Source organism: Kineococcus sp. GCM10028916 (assembly GCF_042674865.1).
Taxonomy (GTDB): domain Bacteria; phylum Actinomycetota; class Actinomycetes; order Actinomycetales; family Kineococcaceae; genus Kineococcus.
The window spans coordinates 202,073-216,796 of record NZ_JBHTFM010000006.1; the positions used below are offsets into that span (position 1 = coordinate 202,073).

Below are 14,724 nucleotides of genomic sequence, written 5' to 3' on the forward strand. Positions count from 1 at the left end.
GACCCGGAGACCGCCCGAGTAGTCGGTTCACGAGGCACTACCGGCAGAACGTGTCGCGAGGATCCGACGCCACCCGGTCTGGCGCATCTGGAACGAGCGCCAGAGTCGGGCGAAGCCCGGGCGGGGCAGCATCGCGGAGAACGTCCAGATCCCCATCAAGACGACTTTGCGACTCCTCGAGAAGTGTCGGTCACCAGCGGTGGCCCGCAGCAGCCTGGCGAGGAGTTCCCATCTCTCATGACCACCCCCCAGGCGATCTGCTGCGTAGGCGTTGCGGCAAAAGAACGAGTTTCGACGCGCGGCGTCGCTCAGCCCGAAGTGCGCGGCCACCACTTCCTGGAACGTGACCTGCTGCGCCAAGCCATCGGCGTCGAGCATGCGACGAAGGTACTGGCCTCCAGGCTGCATCCGGTAGAGGGCGAGCGGATGGTTGAGGGAAAGCACCGGGACAAGCGCAGTGGCGCCAAAGGAGATGTAAGCATCGGCAGCGAACCGAAAAGCCTTTGTCGGAAACGGGACGAGCCGCTCGAACACCGAACGACGGACGACGAGACCGGAGGCACCAGGAGCCACGTGGCGGGCGTCCCTGCGCATCTCGTGCCGAAGATCGCCGCTCGAAAGGCTCGCCGCCTGTGGCCTCATCTCCCCCGTGGGTCGTCCCGCAGCGTCGATCACGATGAGGGGGTGCTGCACCAGACCGATGTCGTCGCGGCCGCAAACCGCCTGCGCCACGGTTTCGAGCTTGTGCGGCTGGAAGGCGTCGTCGGAATCGAGCAGACAGATCCACTGCCCGCGTGTTCGCTCGAAACCAAGTTCGTAGGCGGCTGACTGGCCGCCCTGCTCAGTTCTCACGACCGTGATCCGCTCACGGACCCTGGGTGGAAGCGCCGCTCGCCACGAGCGGAGGACCTCTCCAGTCCCGTCAGTCGAGCCGTCGTCGACGATCACGAGCTCCCAGTCCTCACGGGTCTGGTTCAACACGCTGCTCAACATGTCCGGCAGGAAGTCTGCCTGGTCGTGCGTCGCGCAGAGGATCGAGAACAAGGGTCCGGACTCACCTGCAGTCCCCGGATCCGCTGCGCACTCTTCGGACACCTCGTCGTGCCACACGGACGATTCCTCGGAAGGCATCGGTGACAACCTCTACGGTCTGCTCCCCAGCGGGGAGGGTCGGACGAACGGGTGGCGTGAACATCGGGAGCGCGATCTTCCTGGGAATCCGAACTCCCCGCACGAGGTTGTCGAGGTTGTCCTGGTGGACGACCTGCATCCATTCAGCAGGGCGAACGACCTGACGCAATGGCCCCAGCCGTCGAACCTCGCGATGCGAGACGGCAAGCACAGTACGCCAAGGAGCAACTGTCTCCAGGAGACTCACGAACGGGTTGTCGAAGTCCACGAGTCCGTAGGCGCGCCCGGCTTGGACCTGCACACCAAGGGGAAGGTTGATCGCCACCGCGACAGCCCCCCCCGACCGGATGGCGGCGGCGCGGACCAGCCGCGTGTAGTTCCTACCCAGGCAGTCGTCGTTGTCCAGACGCGAACTCAGGAGAGGTAGTTCCGGACTGAATCCGACGCCGATCAACTTCTCGTGCAGCGGCGAGTCGTCGAGCGGTGCGTCGAGCAACAACACTCGAGACCCGCGAGGAAGAAGCGTCTCCACCGCCGAGATGGCTGGGGGCGGCGTCCGTGAATCCATGAGAACGAGCCAAGTGAACCGCTGTTCGCGCTGGGAAAGCACTGACGGTACGCAGAACCTGCGGAAGAGCTCCAACCTCGTTTCGAGCCACTCAGGATCTAGACCCCGGATGCTACCGGGGATCGGGAGGTTGTACCGTGTCAGCACCACGTGCTGGATGTCGGCCATTCCTGCTCGTCTCACGGCCCGACCTCCGCCAGGCTCAATGCCCCGAGTTCGGTTCGCGCTCGACGCAGTGCCAGATGACGCGCTGCGTGGACGAGTTCCGGAGTCACATCGGACACTGCCACGCTGAAGGCCAGGCCACGGGCCGCGAAATGCGTACCGATCTGCACCTGATGGTCATCGATGTGCTCACCGAACTCGACCCGACGAGGAACCAGGATGGGAAAGGCACCGGCACGCATGGCGGCCAAGGCCGATCCGACCCCCGCGTGCGCGACCACGACATCGGCCGACTCCATCGCAGCAGTCAAGTCGACCGGCGAGACCCAAGCATGCGGATCAGCGATCCCGAGGTCACGCGCATCTGCAGATCCGTACTGCCACAACACCTCCGACCCCTCCGGTAAGACATTCAACAGTCTGGTCACGAGTCGGTGAAAACTGAAGCGATGCATCGTCCCAAGGGTCACCACGATGCGAAGGGGCCTGGACGGATCGACGTCGCGCGCAACTACTTCGAAGTGTTCAAACAGCGATCCCAGATACGACCGTCGCTTCGTCGTGTTCTCAGGGTACTGCGTCCACATCTTGACTCCGGGGACCGCGACCAGCAAGCGACCGGTCAGGCTTGGCTGGTTCACGCGCGCAGCACTCTCGACGTAGTGCGTCTCGATACCGCGTAGCACGGCCTGGGGCAGAACCGCGAGCGCGATGCCTGCGCCGGTGCTCACCACCAGGTCGATCTGTGCAGTTCGCAGGACTTGACGCGCCACGAGCGCCGTTCGACGCATACCCCGTAGGTCTCGGGGTTTCACGTTCGGCACGTCCAGGTGCTGTGCACCGCGAAGGAGTTCACGGCTCTGCGGAGTGGTCGGGGTGAGCCAGACAGCGTCGGCGAGCGTGGGGAGTCGCGAGGCGATCTCAACGAGCTCGACCAGGTGACCGCCGGATGAGGCCACCAAGAGCGGGCGCCGTGCAGACCATCCAACACGCCTTTCGGGTACGGAGAAGGGGAGTTCTGTCAGCACGGCCCTCTTCACTTCCTCGTCATCGGGCGAGCCGTCGTAGGACGGCTTCTCACACCCCGTGTTCGGAGCTGCTCGACTGGCGGATCCTAGTAACTTTCTGTGATTTGTCAGTGACTCAGGGCTCATCCCTCAGAAGGAGAGTCCGCAATGAACCCGCTCACGTGAGCACGAGCGGTCGGCGTGAGGTTAGTTGAACGCGACCCGAAAACGCACAGCCAAGACACATGTACACCGAAATGGCCTAATGAAATAACGTAACGAAATCAAGAGGACACTCTCTGCTTTGATTCAGCAGCTACAAGCTTGCTGCTCCGCCTACCGTGCGCAAGATCACCCGGCTCAACGGTCCATCCCCATGATGAGTCACAACCACTCACGCGCCACCGGCGAGAGCGGGCGCAGGTCACGACGTACGACGACGACACCGATGGCGACGAGCAGCAGCGACCCGGCACGGAAGCTCCCCGGGCGTACCAACTTCACCCACGCCGGTGACGACGACGACGAGAAGCAGCCTGGCGGGGTCCGAACCGGGGATGCGAGGGCGCCATGGCCGCGGCGCTGTCCCGTCACTCAACCCGTTCCCCCGAGGTGAGGAAGAGTCTGGACTTCCGGTGCTTCATGACCTGTCGCGCTGAGACCGTCGCGTACTCGACGTGGCTGGACGGCACGGAGCTCAGCACCGCCGACGGCGGACCCTGCTCCCCTCGCCCAGCTCACCACTGCCTTCGGGGTGACCGCCGGCGAGGGGAACGCCACCGGCGTCACCGACGCCATCGGCGCTCTGCGACTCTGCCAGCAGCGCGCCGCTGACCTCGGCCTCGTCCCGGTGTGCTGGTTCTAGGACGTCACGGTGACCGAAATTCCCTGCCGGCCCGCACGTTCTCCTGGACCGCCACCTCGCTGCGGGAGGATTCTTGCGGATCTTGAGGACCGCCACCTAGCATGACCACGTTGGGTCACCAGATCTTGCCTCAAGTAACTCAAAGGACTCGAACATGCAGCGAGCCGCAGTTGTCATGCCCGTCTTCCACAAGCAGGACGTCACCAGACAAGCTGTCGCTGATTGCCGCCGTGAATCCGAACTCGTGCAAGTGGTGATCGTCGACAACGGCGGTGATCTGGATCCCGCGGAGTTCCCCGACTGCGTCGTGCTGACGCCGGGCGAGAACCTGGGCTGGTTGCGCGGGACGAACCTCGGCATGGAGCACGCCCTCGAGCGGGGGAGCACGAGCCTGGTCGCCCTCAACAACGACATCCGACTGAGCGAGAACTTCTTCTCCGGCCTCCTCACCGCCCTGGAAGCCCGTCCCGGCGACTTGGTCGCCCCCTCGTACGACGACGTCTACAGCCCGCAGAACAGCTACTTCAAGGGAGCCCCGCAGGACTTCACGCCTGCGTCCGAAGAGGTGGAGGCCGGCATCATCGACGGCACCTGCTTCGCGGTGACGGCGTCCCGGTGGCGTGAACTCGGCCCGCTGGACGAGCGCAACTTCGCCCGTCGCGGCTGGGGTGGGATGACCGACTACGTCATCCGGAACACCCGTGCGGGGGGCAAGAACGTCGTCACCCGGCGGGCGTACCTCACCCACGCGCGGGGCACGACGGCCAAGGCGACGATGTCGAACTACCGGTGGTACGCCGCCTCCGAGATGCGCACCGGACTGCGCCGCAAGTACGGGGCGAACTGGCGGACCGAGGTCTACGAGAACCCCGAACCGCCGGAGGGTCTGAAGGTCCGCCTGCACGACCACTACCGGATGGTCAGGGACCGTTTCGACCGTCCACGGCCGAGCCGCGGCTGACCCCGCCCGCTCAGGCGGGGGCGTGGAACTTCTGCTGCGCCGCCTCGAGTCCTTCGGCGACGAGCTTCTCGACCGCGTCGGCGGCGTCCATCACCAGGAAGGGCAGGTCCTTCTTCTCCGTGGTGGCGAACTCCTTCAGCACGAAGTCGGCCGGGTCCTGGCGACCGGGCGGACGGCCGATGCCGACGCGCACCCGGGCGTAGTCCTTGTCCCCCAGCGACTTCGAGATCGAGCGCAGCCCGTTGTGGCCGCCCTCTCCCCCGCCGCGCTTGAGGCGGACGGAGCCGAACGGGATGTCCAGCTCGTCGTGCACGACGACGAGGTGCTCGACGTCGACGTCGAAGTACTTCGCCAGTCCGGCGACGGGGCCACCGGAGACGTTCATGTAGGAGGTCGGGGCCGCGAGGACGACCCGCGGCCCCGGCGCACCACCGGGCAGGACGCCGAGGCGGACCTCGGCGACCCTGGCCCCGGAACGGTGCTTCTTGAAGGACACCCGCGTGCGTGACGCCAGCTCGTCGAGCACCATCTGACCGACGTTGTGCCGGGTGCGCTCGTACTCGGCGCCGGGGTTGCCCAGGCCGACGACGAGCCAGACGTCACTCACGGGAGCGATCCTTCAGCAGTCGAGTCTCAGGCCTCTTCGCCCTCGACCGGAGTGTGCTCCTCACGCACGATGCCGGCGTCGGCCTCGAGGGCTTCGAGCTCGGCCTCGGCCTGCGCGGCGGTCGCGACGGCGGTGATGACCACCACGAGCTGCTCGGGGTCACCCGCGAGGGTCGTGCCCTCGGGCAGGGTGACCTGGGAGGCGGCGACGTGCGAGCCGGCGGTGAGGCCCTCGACGTTGGCGACCACGGCGGTCGGGATGTTCGCGGCGTCCGCCTCGACCGAGAGGGTCGTGAGCTCCTGCTGGACGACGGTCTCCGGCGCGGCTTCGCCCTCGACGTGCAGGGGGACGTCGACGGTGACCTTCTCGCCACGACGCACGACGAGGAGGTCGACGTGCTCGATGAAGCCCTTGATCGGGTCGCGCTGGACGTCCTTCGGCAGGGTCAGGTGCGAGGTGCCGTCGAGGTCGATGTCGAGCAGCACGTTGGCGCTGCGCAGCGCGATCATGGTGTCGTGGCCCGGCAGGGACACGTGGATCGGCGCTTCGCCGTGGCCGTAGACGACCGCGGGGATGCGGTTGGCGCGGCGGATGGTGCGGGCGGCACCCTTGCCGAAGCTGGTGCGGGTCTCGGCGGTGAGCTTGGTCTCGGCCATGGTGGGGCTCCTCGATCTCAGGTCTGGTGCGTGCACAGGCCCCGGGAGAGAACAACGACTCATCCACCGCGTCGATCACGGTGACGCTCACGCGTCACCCTCGCCGAGGCAACCGCCGACCAGTCTAACCGGTCGACGGCGGCCTCGGCGCGCGGCGGTGGGATCGTTGCCTCCACGGTCCCGCTGGACGACACCGTGGAGGCAACGATCCCACCCCGCGGACGTCAGCTGTGGCCGTCGAAGAGCGACGTGACCGACCCGTCGTCGAAGACCTCGCGGATCGCGCGGGCCAGCAGCGGGGCGATGCTCAGCACGGTCAGCTGCGGGAACTGCTGGGACTCCGAGATCGGCAGCGTGTTGGTCACGACCAGCTCGGAGATCGGCGAGTTCTTCAGCCGGTCGATCGCCGGGCCCGAGAGCACGGCGTGCGTCGCGGTCGCGATGACGTCGGCGGCGCCGTTGGCCATGAGGGCCTCGGCGGCCTGGACGATGGTCCCGGCGGTGTCGATGAGGTCGTCGACGAGCACGCAGGTGCGGCCCTCGACGTCACCGACCACCTCGTGCACCTTCACCTGGTTCGGCACGTTCGGGTCGCGACGCTTGTGGATGATCGCCAGCGGGGCGCCCAGGCGGTCCGACCACAGGTCGGCGACGCGCACGCGGCCGGCGTCCGGGGACACGATGGTGATGTTGGAGCGGTCGACGCGCTTGCCGACGTGGTCGGCGAGCAGCGGCAGCGCCCACAGGTGGTCGACGGGACCGTCGAAGAAGCCCTGGATCTGCGCGGTGTGCAGGTCGACGGACATGAGGCGGTCCGCCCCGGCGGTCTTGAACATGTCGGCGATGAGACGGGCCGAGATCGGCTCGCGGCCGCGGCCCTTCTTGTCCTGGCGGGCGTAGCCGTAGAACGGCGCGACGACGGTGATCCGCTTGGCGGAGGCCCGCTTCAGCGCGTCGACCATGATCAGGTGTTCCATGATCCACTGGTTGACGTTCGAGGTGTGGCTCTGGATGACGAACGCGTCGGAGCCGCGGACGCTCTCCTCGAAGCGGACGTAGATCTCGGAGTTGGCGAAGTCGTAGGCGCTGGTCGGGACGAGTTCGGCACCGAGTGCGGCCGACACCTCCTCCGCGAGTTCCGGGTGCGCTCGCCCGGAGATGAGCACCATCCGCTTCTCGCCCGTGGTGGTGATACCGGTCATGACTGGCTCTCCCTGTCCGTGCTGCTCTGCTCGTTCGCCCGCTGCGCCGCTTCGGCCGCGGGAGTTCCTGGGCGCCTGGAGAGGGTCCAGCCCTCCATGTTGCGCTGGGGAGCCACGTTGATCGCGAGCGCCCCGGCGGGGACGTCCTTGCGGATCACGGTGCCGGCCCCGGAGTAGGCGCCGTCGCCGACGGTGACGGGAGCGACGTACATGTTGTCCGAGCCCATCCGCACGTGGTCACCGACGGTGGTGTGGGCCTTGCGGACCCCGTCGTAGTTCACGAAGACGGACGCGGCCCCGATGTTGGAGTGCTCGCCGATCGTCGCGTCGCCGACGTAGGACAGGTGCGGCACCTTCGAGCCCCGGCCGATGGTGGCGTTCTTCGTCTCGACGAAGGTGCCGATCTTGCCGTCCGCACCCAGGTGCGTGCCCGGGCGGAGGTAGGCGAAGGGACCGACCTGGGCGCCCGCACCGATGACGGCCGAGGAGCCGTGGGTGCGTTCGAGCACCGCGCCGGCGCCGACCTCGACGTCGGTGAGGGTGCAGTCGGGGCCGACGACGGCGCCCGTGGCGACGCGGGTGCTCCCGTGCAGCTGCACGCCGGGGCGGATCGTCACGTCGGGCTCGAGGGTGACGTCGGCGTCGATCCAGGTGGTCGACGGGTCCACGATCGTGACGCCGGCGAGCATCCAGCGCCGCAGCGTCCGGCGGTTGGCCTCGGCGGCGAGGTCGGCGAGCTGGACGCGGTCGTTGACCCCGCGGATCTCCCACTCGTCCTCGAGGGCGAGGGCCTCGACGCGGCCGCCGGCGGAGCGGATGAGCGCGAGGACGTCGGTCAGGTAGACCTCGCCGGCGGCGTTGTCGCGGCCGACCCCGGCGAGCGCGGCCCGCAGCGCGGTGACCTCGAAGGCGTACACGCCGGAGTTCACCTCGCGCACGGCCCGCTGGTCCTCGGTGGCGTCCTTCTGCTCGACGATGGCGCTGACGCCGGTCTCGTCGCGCAGCACCCGGCCGTAGCCGGTGGGGTCGCCCAGCAGGGCGGTGAGGACGGTCATGGCGTTGGCGCCCTCGGTGTGGACCCGGGTGAGCCGCTCCAGGGTCTCCCCCGACAGCAGCGGCACGTCGCCGTAGGTGACCAGGACGGTGCCGGTGAGGTCGTCGGGGAGGGCGTCGAGCCCGCACTGGACGGCGCGGCCGGTGCCGGGGACCTCGTCCTGCAGGGCGACCCGCGCCTCGGGGAAGTCTTCGGCGAGCGCCGCGCGGACCCGCTCGGCCTGGTGGCGCAGCACGAGCACGAGGTGCCCGGGGCCGGTGGACCGCGCGGCGCGCAGGGCGTGGCCGACGAGGGGACGTCCGCCGAGGGGGTGCAGGACCTTCGGGGTGGCCGACTTCATCCGGGTGCCCTCACCCGCGGCGAGGACGATGACGGCGGCGGGCTGGGTGGTCACGCGGGGCGCGCTCCTCGCGGCTGGGGTGACGTCGGCGGACGGTGCCGAGGATATCGGCCCCTGCAGGTTGCGACGGACACCCGCACGAGCTCCCGGGAGAGGATTCGAACCCCTACTGGACGAGACCAAAACCCGCCGTGCTGCCGTTACACCACCCGGGACAGCTGTCGCGGACCATGATGCCAGTCCTCCACGGGCTCGCGGTCCGCACCCGTGCGACCACCCCTTCGGCCCAGCAGGGCAGGATGGGCCCGTGACGCCAGCCCCCAGCGGACGATCCCGGTCCCGCATGACCGGTGGCGAACGTCGCGAGCAGCTCATCGGGGTCGGTCGGGCGCTCTTCGCCGCCAAGGGCGTCGAGGGGACCTCGGTCGAGGAGATCGCGGCCGCGGCGGGCGTGTCGAAACCGGTGGTCTACGAGCACTTCGGGGGCAAGGAAGGCCTCTACGCGGTCGTCGTGGACCGCGAGATCGCCGCTCTGCTCGGTGCGATCACCCGGTCCCTGTCCGGTCGCGGCAGCCCGCGCACGCTGCTGGAACGGGCGACGATCGCGCTGCTCGACTACATCGAGGGCTCCACCGACGGCTTCCGCATCCTGGTCCGCGACTCCCCCGTCACCCAGGCGACGGGGAGCTTCGCCAGTCTCATCTCCGACATCGCCCGTCAGGTCGAGCACCTGCTGGTCGACGCGTTCGCCGCGCGCGGGTACTCCCCGGAGCGTTCCGGGATGTACGCCCAGATGCTGGTGGGGATGGTCGCGATGACCGGCCAGTGGTGGCTGGACACCCGGGAGCCGGACAAGGAGGAGGTCGCCGCGCACCTGGTGAACCTCGCCTGGAACGGGCTGACCGGTCTGGAGGCCGAACCGCGGCTCTCGTCCCGCTCGCGACCGGCCGAGCCGGAGGAGGCGCCCCGTGACCTCGCCTGACCGGGGTGCGGACGCGACGCAGGACCTGACGCGGAGCTCGGACGAGGTCGACCTGATCGTCGCCGCCTGGCGGCGCGAGGCCCCGCAGCTGGACGTCGAGCCCCTCGAGGTCCTCTCCCGGGTCGCGCGCCTGGCCCGCCACCTGGACAGGTTGCGTCGCAACGCCTTCAGCGCCCACGAGCTCGAGACGTGGGAGTTCGACGTCCTCGCGGCCCTGCGCCGGGCCGGCCACCCGCACGAGCTGTCCCCGGGTCAGCTGCTGGTGGAGACCCTCGTGACGAGCGGCACGATGACCAACCGCGTCGACCGGCTGACCTCGCGGGGTCTGGTCGAGCGCCGACCGGACCCCGACGACCGGCGCAGCGTCCGGGTCCGGCTCACCTCGGCCGGTTCGGCCGTCGTCGACGCCGCGCTGGCCGACCTCGTCGACGCCGAGCACCACATGCTGGACGTGCTGCCACGCGAAGAGCGCCGGGCACTCGCCACGTTGCTGCGGCGGGTGTCGGCGCCCTTCGAGTGAGCTTCCGGTGAGCGAGGCGCTCAGTAGGCCCCACGACCGCGGAGCACGGCTCCGGCGGTCTTCCACAGGATCATGAAGTCGAACGTGAAGGACCAGTTCTCCACGTAGCGGACGTCGAGGCGCACCGACTCGTCCCAGTCCAGGTCGGAGCGGCCGTTGATCTGCCACAGACCGGTCAGACCGGGCTTGACCAGCAGGCGGCGACGCATGTCGTAGCCGTACTCGTCGACCTCCTTCTGCAGCGGCGGGCGCGGGCCCACCAGGGACATCTCGCCGCGGACGACGTTGATGAGCTGCGGGAGCTCGTCGATGGAGTAGCGGCGCAGGACACGGCCGATGCGGGTGATCCGCGGGTCGACCTTCATCTTGAAGAGCACGCCGTTGCCGTCGGTGGATTCGCGCAGGTCGATGAGCAGCTTCTCCGCGTCGGTGACCATCGAGCGGAACTTCATCATCGGGAAGGTCTTGCCGTCCTTGCCGACGCGCTGCTGCTTGAAGAACACCGGGCCACGGCTGTCGAGCTTGATGGCCAGGGCGAGGACCAGGATCAGCGGGCTGAGCACGACGAGCGCGGTGGCGGCCGAGACGCGGTCCACGGTGGTCTTCGCCAGTCGGCGCACACCCTCGAGCTCGGGGCGCTCAACGTGCAGCAGCGGCAGGCCGCAGACGGGCCGGATGGCGACGCGCGGGCCGATGACCTCGGTCAGGGCGGGAGCCACGACGAGGTCGGCGCGGGTGGCCTCCAGCTCCCAGCCGAGGCGGCGCAGACCCGGGCCGTCGAGCTCGGGCGAGGCGGTGACGAGGACGACGTCGGCGTCCACGCTGGTGACGGCGTGCCGGACGTCGTCGAGGCTGCCGATGACCGGGATGCCCAGCTCGGTGAGCTCGGCGTCGTCGGCGGCGCTGCCCTGGCCGCCCGGGACGCAGGCCCCGACGATCCGCATGCCGTGGTAGCTGGCGCGGTGCAGCTGGCGGGCCATCGCCGCGACGCCGGCGCGGTGGCCGACGGCGACGACGGTCTGACCGGCCTCACCGCGGGTGCGCGCGGCGTGCAGCTGCTGGCGCAGCGCGTAGCGGCCGATGAGCGTGAGGAGCGTCGCGATGGGGAAGGCGACGACGACGTAGCCGCGGGCGATCTCGAGGCCGAAGGCCCACGAGCTCGTCCCGACGAGGGCGACGAAGGCCAGCGCGGCCGTCAGGACGCGGTGGAACTCCTCGGAGCCGACCCCCAGGAAGCGGGGTTCGTAGGTGCGCAGGGCGCCCATGGCCACGACCCAGAGGACGGGCAGCAGGACCGCGCAGGCCACGACGGCCCGACCGGAGGTCGTGGCGAGGTTGGCGGGACTGTCGTTGAACCGGGCGAAGAAGCCGACGAAGGCGGCGAACGCGGCGGCCAGCGCGTCGACGGCGATGATCTTCTGGACGTAGGTGCGCTGCCAGGCGGGTGTGCGTTCGGCGAAGCCGAAGGTGTTCCGCTGACGAGGGACGAGCAGACGTTCACGCCGGACGGGATCGGACAGGTCGTCCGCCGGCGAGGTCCCGAGGAGCTGGTCGTCCAACTCCCCCGGTGACGTTCTGGTGCCGGGTACGTCGCTGATGCTCAAAGTCCCCCCTGGACTGGTACGTCGCACCTGATCGCCAGGCGCGTCACCGGCGGTCGACGCCCCCACGTGTGGACTACCGGTGCGTGGCACAGAGTAGGGGAGAGCCACCCGAACGACGCAAGGGATGGCAGGTCGCGTCACCGTCCTGGTGCAGGAATCGTCCGGTTGGCGTCACCCGTTCGACGCAATGGTCACCAGACGCAACTGTCGGTGATCGAAACGCTCGCCGGCCCCGCAGCGCGTCACTCCGCCAGCTCGGAGGCCTCCAGCCAGCTCTCCTCGAGGTGCTCCCGCTCCGCGCTCAGGGAGCGCAGCTCGGCGTCCAGCGTGGTCACCGCGGCCACGTCGGTGGCCTTCTCGACCATCTGCGCGTGCAGCTCCACCTCACGCCGGTCGAGCTTCTGCAGCTGCCGTTCGATGCGGCCCATCTCCTTGCGCGCGGCCCGCACGGCGGCCCCGTCGACGACGGTCACCGCCGCACCCTGGGTCTGAGGTGCAGGTCGAGCCTGGCCCGCGGCCTTCAGCACGGCACGGCGCTGCAGGTACTCCTCCACCCCGTTCGGCAGGTCGCGCACGGCCCCGTCGCCCAGCAGCGCCACCTGGCGGTCGGTGATCCGCTCGAGCAGGTACCGGTCGTGGCTGACGACGACGAGCGTGCCCGGCCACCCGTCGAGGAGGTCCTCGACGGCGGCCAGGGTGTCGGTGTCGAGGTCGTTCGTCGGCTCGTCCAGCAGCAGCACGTTCGGCTCGGCCATCAGCAGCCGCAGCAGCTGCAGGCGACGACGTTCACCGCCGGAGAGGTCGTCGACGCGGGTCCAGGCCCGCTGGGCCGTGAACCCGAGCCGCTCCAGCAGCTGTCCCGCCGGCACGTCGCGGTCCCCGAGGCGGACGTGGCTGGCGACCTTGTCCACGGCTTCCAGGGCCCGCAGCTCGCCGACCTCGTCGAGCTCGAGCACCTCCTGGGTGAGCGTGGCGACGACGACGGTCGACCCGCGCTTCACCCGCCCGGAGTCCGGTTCCAGCGTGTCGTTGACCAGGCGCAGCAGCGAGGACTTCCCGGCGCCGTTGACGCCGACGATCCCGATCCGGTCCCCCGGCCCCAACCGCCAGGTCACCTTGTCGAGCAGCGTCTTGCCGCGGAAGGCGAGCGTGACGTCCTCGAGGTCGACGACGTCCTTGCCGAGGCGGGTGGTGGCCATCTTCGCGAGCTCGACGCTGTCGCGCAGCGGCGGGACGTCCTCGATGAGGGCGTTGGCGGCGTCGATGCGGAAGCGCGGTTTGCTCGTGCGGGCCGGGGCCCCGCGGCGCAGCCACGCGAGTTCCTTGCGCAGCAGGTTCTGCCGGCGCTCCTCCGTCACGGCGGCGACGCGGGAGCGTTCGGCCCGGGTCAGGACGTAGGCGGCGTACCCGCCCTCGTAGGGGTCGACGACCCCGTCGTGGACCTCCCAGACGCGCTCGCAGACGGCGTCGAGGAACCACCGGTCGTGGGTGACGACCAGCAGCGCGCCGGACCCGAGCGGCCAGCGGGTGCGCAGGTGCTCGGCCAGCCAGGCCACGCCCTCGACGTCGAGGTGGTTGGTCGGTTCGTCGAGGACGACGAGGTCGTGGTCGTCGGCGAGCAGCGCGGCGAGCGCGACGCGACGGCGCTGCCCCCCGGACAGCGTGGAGACGACGGCCTCCAGGCCCCCGACGTCGGATGCCTCGAGGTCGCCCAGCAGCCCGGCGACGACGTCGCGGATGCGCGACTGCGAGGCCCAGGCGTGGGCCGGCTGGTCGCCCAGGACGGCCTCGCGGACGGTGGCCCCCGGCGCGAGGGTGTCGGTCTGGGACAGCATCCCCATCCGCAGCCCCCCGGTGTGGGTGACGCGACCGCCGTCGGCCTCCTGGGACTTCGCGAGCAGGCGCAGCAGGGTCGACTTGCCGTCGCCGTTGCGGCCGACGACGCCGATGCGGTCCCCGTCGGAGACCCCCAGCGACACCCCGTCCAGCAGGGTGCGTGAGCCGTGGACGACGGTGAGTTGTTCGGCGCTGATGAGGTTGGCCATCAGGACCTCCCTCCGGGAGTGGGTGTGGAGACGGCTTCGAGGACCCGGGCGCCGGGGACCGGTCCGGTGGCGGTGCGCAGACGCTCGGTCCCGAAGACGGGGGCGAGGTCGAGCGCGAGCCGGCGGGCGGCGGGGGCCGAGGGGGCGAGGAGGGCGACGGTGGGTCCGGACCCGGAGACGATCCCGGCGAGCGCCCCGGCGCGACGGCCGACGGCGATCGTCGCGGCGAGACCGGGGGCCAGGGCGAAGGCGGCGTCCTGCAGGTCGTTGGACAGCGCCGCCCCGAGGGCGTCGGCGTCGCCGCTGCGCAGCGCCGTCTCGACGGCCTCGAGCCGGCCGGGGCGGGGTTCGTACCCGCTCGCGCGCTGCCGGTCGCACTCGGCGAAGACGGTGGGGGTGGACAACCCCTCCTCGCCGAGGACGAAGACCCAGGCGAAGGAGGCGTTGGTCAGGACGGGGACGAGGTGTTCGCCCCGGCCGGTGCCGACGGCGGTGCGACCGTGCAGGCCGAAGGGGACGTCGGACCCGAGTTCGGCGCCGAGTTCGGCGAGCGCGTCGAGGCCGGAGCGCAACCGCCACAGCGCGTCGCAGGCCACCAGGGCCGCGGCGGCGTCGGCGGAGCCCCCGGCCATGCCGCCGGCGACCGGGACCTCCTTGCGCACGTGCAGGTGGACCGCCCCGGTGACGCCGGCACGCTCGGCCAGCAGTCGCGCGGCCCGCACCGCGAGGTTGGTGTCGTCCAGCGGCACGCCGCCGACGTCGGTGCCGCCCACGCCCTCGACGGTGACGGCGAACTCCTCGGCGGGGGTGACGGTCACCTCCTCGTGCAGCGAGACGGCCTGGAAGACCGTGACGAGGTCGTGGAAGCCGTCGTCGCGTCGGGGGCCGACCTGCAGGAGCAGGTTGACCTTCGCGGGGGCACGCACGGTGACCGAGGGGAGCTCGGGGGGTGCGTTGCGGGGACTGCCGGACACGAGGTCCGACCCTACGGTGTCCGGGACCGCTCCCCCGCCGCGA

At 70.0% G+C, this 14,724-nt stretch carries 13 protein-coding genes and 1 tRNA gene; 3 read left to right on the plus strand and 11 right to left on the minus strand.

The genetic code is table 11. From position 1 onward, the window contains the following. Nucleotides 1-27: 27 nt before the first annotated feature. From ACFQ46_RS08135 to ACFQ46_RS08145, 3 genes are read right to left on the minus strand one after another with little or no spacing between them, the layout of a single operon-like run. Nucleotides 28-1,044: a glycosyltransferase gene (locus tag ACFQ46_RS08135; RefSeq protein WP_380258934.1), complete on the minus strand. Its 1,017-nt coding sequence runs from the start codon at nucleotides 1,042-1,044 to the stop codon at nucleotides 28-30. Between the two features lie 10 nt (nucleotides 1,045-1,054). After that, nucleotides 1,055-1,867 (minus strand): glycosyltransferase, encoded by an 813-nt coding sequence (locus tag ACFQ46_RS08140; RefSeq protein WP_380258936.1) that lies wholly within the window; start codon nucleotides 1,865-1,867, stop codon nucleotides 1,055-1,057. 11 nt (nucleotides 1,868-1,878) lie between these two features. Beyond that, complete coding sequence (locus tag ACFQ46_RS08145; RefSeq protein WP_380258938.1) at nucleotides 1,879-2,892, minus strand: glycosyltransferase; 1,014 nt, start codon at nucleotides 2,890-2,892, stop codon at nucleotides 1,879-1,881. Nucleotides 2,893-3,890: 998 nt separating this feature from the next. Here ACFQ46_RS08145 and ACFQ46_RS08150 point away from each other — a divergent pair. Then, nucleotides 3,891-4,697 (plus strand): glycosyltransferase, encoded by an 807-nt coding sequence (locus ACFQ46_RS08150; protein ID WP_380258940.1) that lies wholly within the window; start codon nucleotides 3,891-3,893, stop codon nucleotides 4,695-4,697. 10 nt (nucleotides 4,698-4,707) lie between these two features. Here the strand turns inward: ACFQ46_RS08150 and pth are convergent, their stop codons facing one another. The 5 genes from pth to ACFQ46_RS08175 form a co-directional block, all read right to left on the minus strand. Then, nucleotides 4,708-5,304 (minus strand): aminoacyl-tRNA hydrolase, encoded by a 597-nt coding sequence (gene pth / locus ACFQ46_RS08155; protein WP_380258942.1) that lies wholly within the window; start codon nucleotides 5,302-5,304, stop codon nucleotides 4,708-4,710. A gap of 26 nt (nucleotides 5,305-5,330) precedes the next feature. Then, complete coding sequence (locus ACFQ46_RS08160) at nucleotides 5,331-5,960, minus strand: 50S ribosomal protein L25/general stress protein Ctc (protein WP_380258944.1); 630 nt, start codon at nucleotides 5,958-5,960, stop codon at nucleotides 5,331-5,333. 224 nt (nucleotides 5,961-6,184) lie between these two features. Next, nucleotides 6,185-7,162: a ribose-phosphate diphosphokinase gene (locus ACFQ46_RS08165; RefSeq protein ID WP_328292500.1), complete on the minus strand. Its 978-nt coding sequence runs from the start codon at nucleotides 7,160-7,162 to the stop codon at nucleotides 6,185-6,187. Then, the gene (gene glmU, locus ACFQ46_RS08170; RefSeq protein ID WP_380258946.1) at nucleotides 7,159-8,610 is read right to left on the minus strand and encodes a bifunctional UDP-N-acetylglucosamine diphosphorylase/glucosamine-1-phosphate N-acetyltransferase GlmU; all 1,452 of its coding nucleotides are present in this window, start codon (nucleotides 8,608-8,610) and stop codon (nucleotides 7,159-7,161) included. Before glmU ends, ACFQ46_RS08165 begins: the two co-directional genes overlap by 4 nt. Before the next feature lie 89 nt (nucleotides 8,611-8,699). Further along, nucleotides 8,700-8,771: transfer RNA gene (locus ACFQ46_RS08175), tRNA-Gln, on the minus strand. Nucleotides 8,772-8,899: 128 nt separating this feature from the next. Here ACFQ46_RS08175 and ACFQ46_RS08180 point away from each other — a divergent pair. Together ACFQ46_RS08180 and ACFQ46_RS08185 are read left to right on the plus strand one after the other, a co-directional pair. After that, a complete protein-coding gene (locus tag ACFQ46_RS08180; protein ID WP_380259230.1) occupies nucleotides 8,900-9,538 on the plus strand; it encodes a TetR family transcriptional regulator in 639 nt (212 codons plus the stop codon). A gap of 25 nt (nucleotides 9,539-9,563) precedes the next feature. Further along, the gene (locus tag ACFQ46_RS08185) at nucleotides 9,564-10,058 is read left to right on the plus strand and encodes a MarR family winged helix-turn-helix transcriptional regulator (RefSeq protein WP_380259231.1); all 495 of its coding nucleotides are present in this window, start codon (nucleotides 9,564-9,566) and stop codon (nucleotides 10,056-10,058) included. A gap of 20 nt (nucleotides 10,059-10,078) precedes the next feature. On the opposite strand, the gene ACFQ46_RS08190 is transcribed toward ACFQ46_RS08185, so the two are convergent. From ACFQ46_RS08190 to ACFQ46_RS08200, 3 genes are all read right to left on the minus strand, one after another. After that, nucleotides 10,079-11,617, minus strand: a complete 1,539-nt coding sequence (locus tag ACFQ46_RS08190; protein WP_328292504.1) for a sugar transferase — start codon at nucleotides 11,615-11,617, stop codon at nucleotides 10,079-10,081. A 287-nt stretch (nucleotides 11,618-11,904) separates the two neighbouring features. Continuing rightward, on the minus strand, nucleotides 11,905-13,707 hold the full coding sequence (locus ACFQ46_RS08195) for an ABC-F family ATP-binding cassette domain-containing protein (RefSeq protein ID WP_380258948.1): 1,803 nt from the start codon (nucleotides 13,705-13,707) through the stop codon (nucleotides 11,905-11,907). Next, on the minus strand, nucleotides 13,707-14,681 hold the full coding sequence (locus tag ACFQ46_RS08200; protein WP_380258950.1) for a 4-(cytidine 5'-diphospho)-2-C-methyl-D-erythritol kinase: 975 nt from the start codon (nucleotides 14,679-14,681) through the stop codon (nucleotides 13,707-13,709). The genes ACFQ46_RS08195 and ACFQ46_RS08200 overlap by 1 nt, the downstream gene beginning before the upstream one ends. Nucleotides 14,682-14,724 lie beyond the last annotated feature (43 nt).